Annotated in this window: 2 protein-coding genes; both read left to right on the forward strand. The window is 42.1% G+C overall.

The features are described from left to right. A partial coding sequence (locus tag VNZ46_RS07745) for an efflux RND transporter periplasmic adaptor subunit (RefSeq protein WP_325559503.1) occupies positions 1-725 on the forward strand: 725 nt, incomplete at its 5' end. A 28-nt stretch (positions 726-753) separates the two neighbouring features. Then, positions 754-2,802 (forward strand): efflux RND transporter permease subunit (locus VNZ46_RS07750; RefSeq protein ID WP_325559504.1); only part of this gene is annotated, 2,049 nt, incomplete at its 3' end.

Consider the following 2,802-nt stretch of genomic DNA (forward strand, 5'->3'; position numbering starts at 1 on the left):
ACGCACAACGGAATGCAAAACTTACTGAAGATATGTATAAAAGCGGACTGGCCTCTGCAAGAGATTTGGAACAGGCTAAAAATGACCTGATGGTTAAACAGGCTGAAGACCGACGCACCAGGTCCATCCTCTCCTTAAATGGCGGCAGCAAAAATGGCACGTATACCTTAAGATCTCCCATTTCCGGATTTGTTGTAGATAAAAATGTGACCACCAATATGCAGGTCAGACCAGACAATAGCCAGAATTTATTTACGGTAGCCGATCTGTCGGATGTTTGGGCATTGATCAATATCTATGAATCCGACATTTCCAAGATCAAGGAGGGAGATGAGGTGAACATCTCTATACTTTCCTATCCGGATAAATCATTCAAGGGTAAGATCAGCAAGATCTACAATGTAATGGACAATGACAGCAAAGTTATGAATGCCCGGGTGGTGATTAAAAATCCAGGGTATTTGTTGAAACCGGGAATGATGGCAACTGTGCAGATTGCCACAACGAACGGTGCTAGTTTGCCAGTGGTTAGCGCAGATTGCCTCATTTTCGACAACAACAAGTATTATGTGATGGTACTGGACCCGGTAAAAAAAGTGCGTATACAGGAAGTTGAACTCGGCAGAAAGTTTGAAGATAAGGCTTACATCAGTAGAGGATTAAAAGCAGGAGACCGAGTAGTGGCTTCCAAGCAATTGTTCCTTTATGACAGCCTGAAACCTTAACCTTTCCTTATCATTTAATATTACTATAATGAATAAATTCATTAAGTCGATCATAAATTTTGCCCTGAAGAATAAGTATTTCATATTCTTTGCCACTTTCATTTTGGTTCTGGCAGGGTACCTGAGTTTTAAAAACACCACTATTGAGGCCTTTCCTGATGTAACCAATACAAATATCACTATCATTACCCAATGGCCCGGCCGCAGTGCCGAGGAGGTAGAAAAGTTTGTAACCAGACCACTGGAAATTGCGATGAATCCAACCGAGAGAAGGACCAGCATCCGCTCTTCCTCTCTTTTTGGTTTATCTGTTGTTAAAATTACATTTGAAGACAATGTAGATTATCAGTTTGCAAGAGTGCAGGTCAACAATCACCTCGATGAGGCTGATCTTCCTTCTGGAGCAAAACCAGAAGTCGAACCTCCTTACGGCCCTACCGGAGAAATCTTCCGCTATACCTTAAAGAGCGATAAAAAGTCGGTCAGAGAATTAAAAACACTTCAGGACTGGGTCGTACAGCGCGAGTTGCTTTCTGTTCCTGGAGTTGCAGATGTGGTGAGCTTCGGTGGCGAGGTGAAAACCTATCAGATCACTGTTGATCCTCAGAAATCTATACAATATGGTGTTACGGCAACCGAACTTTTTGATGCTGTATCCAAGAGTAATATTAATGTTGGTGGTGACGTCATTGAACAAAGCGGACAGGCTTATGTGGTTCGCGGTATTGGTGTATTAAACAATATTGACAATATCAAAAACATTATTGTAGATAATTTTAACGGGACCCCTGTTTATGTAAAAACCATTGCCGAAGTAACAGAATCAGCTTTACCAAGGCTTGGGCAAGTTGGCCGTGACCGTGATCCAGATGTTGTGGAAGGTATAGTGGTGATGCGAAAAGGTGAAAACCCAAGCGAAGTGATCCATAATCTTAAGGAAAAGATCAAGGACGTGAACGATAACATCCTGCCGGGTGATGTGAAGATCAGTGCCTTTTATGACCGTGAGGATTTGGTGAACTTCGCTACGCACACCGTTATGCACAATATGCTGGAAGGAATCATTTTTGTGACCCTAATCGTATTCTTGTTTATGGCAGATTGGAGAACAACATTGATTGTATCTCTGATTATTCCTCTGGCGCTCCTTTTTGCCTTTATCTGTCTGAAATTAAAGGGTATGTCTGCCAACCTGCTGTCTATGGGAGCTATAGATTTCGGGATCATTATTGATGGTGCGGTGGTGATGGTAGAAGGGATCTTTGTGGCCCTCGACTACAACTCACATAAGAACGGAATGGAGAAATTTAACCGGATGAGTAAACTTGGTATTATTAAAAAGGCCTGTCTTGAAAACGGCAAAGGAATCTTTTTTGCGAAACTGATCATCATTACCGGCTTAATGCCCATTTTCACTTTTGAGAAAGTAGAAGGCAAAATGTTCTCTCCACTGGCCTGGACCCTGAGCTTTGCTTTACTCGGTGCGTTGTTACTTACTTTTACCCTGGTTCCGGCAATGGCCAGCGTACTGCTGAGAAAAAATGTAAAAGAAAAACACAACCTTTTTCTGGAATATCTCACCCGTGGTGTATTGCGTATCTACAGTGCCTGCTTTAAGGCCCGTAAGCTGGTGTTCTTTGGTGCGCTGATTGTTCTTGTTGTTGGCTTGTTCAGCTTTAAATTTCTTGGAACAGAATTTTTACCAACACTGGATGAAGGTTCCATTTATGTAAGAGCAAGTGCTCCGCTAAGTGTCTCTTTAACAGAAACCAAGAAACTGGCCAATGAGATGCGAAAAATCTTTTTGAGCTTTGAAGAAGTCAGACAGGTCATCTCGCAAACCGGGCGTCCAAATGATGGTACGGATGCTACCGGATTTTATAATATGGAATTCCTGGTAGACATTTACACAAAAACAGAATGGAAACGGAAGGAAACTAAAGAACAGCTGATAGAGCGCATGCAGGAAAAACTGAAAGGTTATCCTGGGATTAGTTTAAACTTTTCCCAGCCTATTTCTGACAACGTAGAAGAAGCAGTTTCCGGAGTGAAAGGTTCTATTGTGGTGAAGATGTTT

Origin of the sequence: Pedobacter sp. (genome assembly GCF_035566355.1) — a bacterium.
In the GTDB taxonomy this organism is placed as follows: Bacteria; Bacteroidota; Bacteroidia; order Sphingobacteriales; family Sphingobacteriaceae; genus Pedobacter.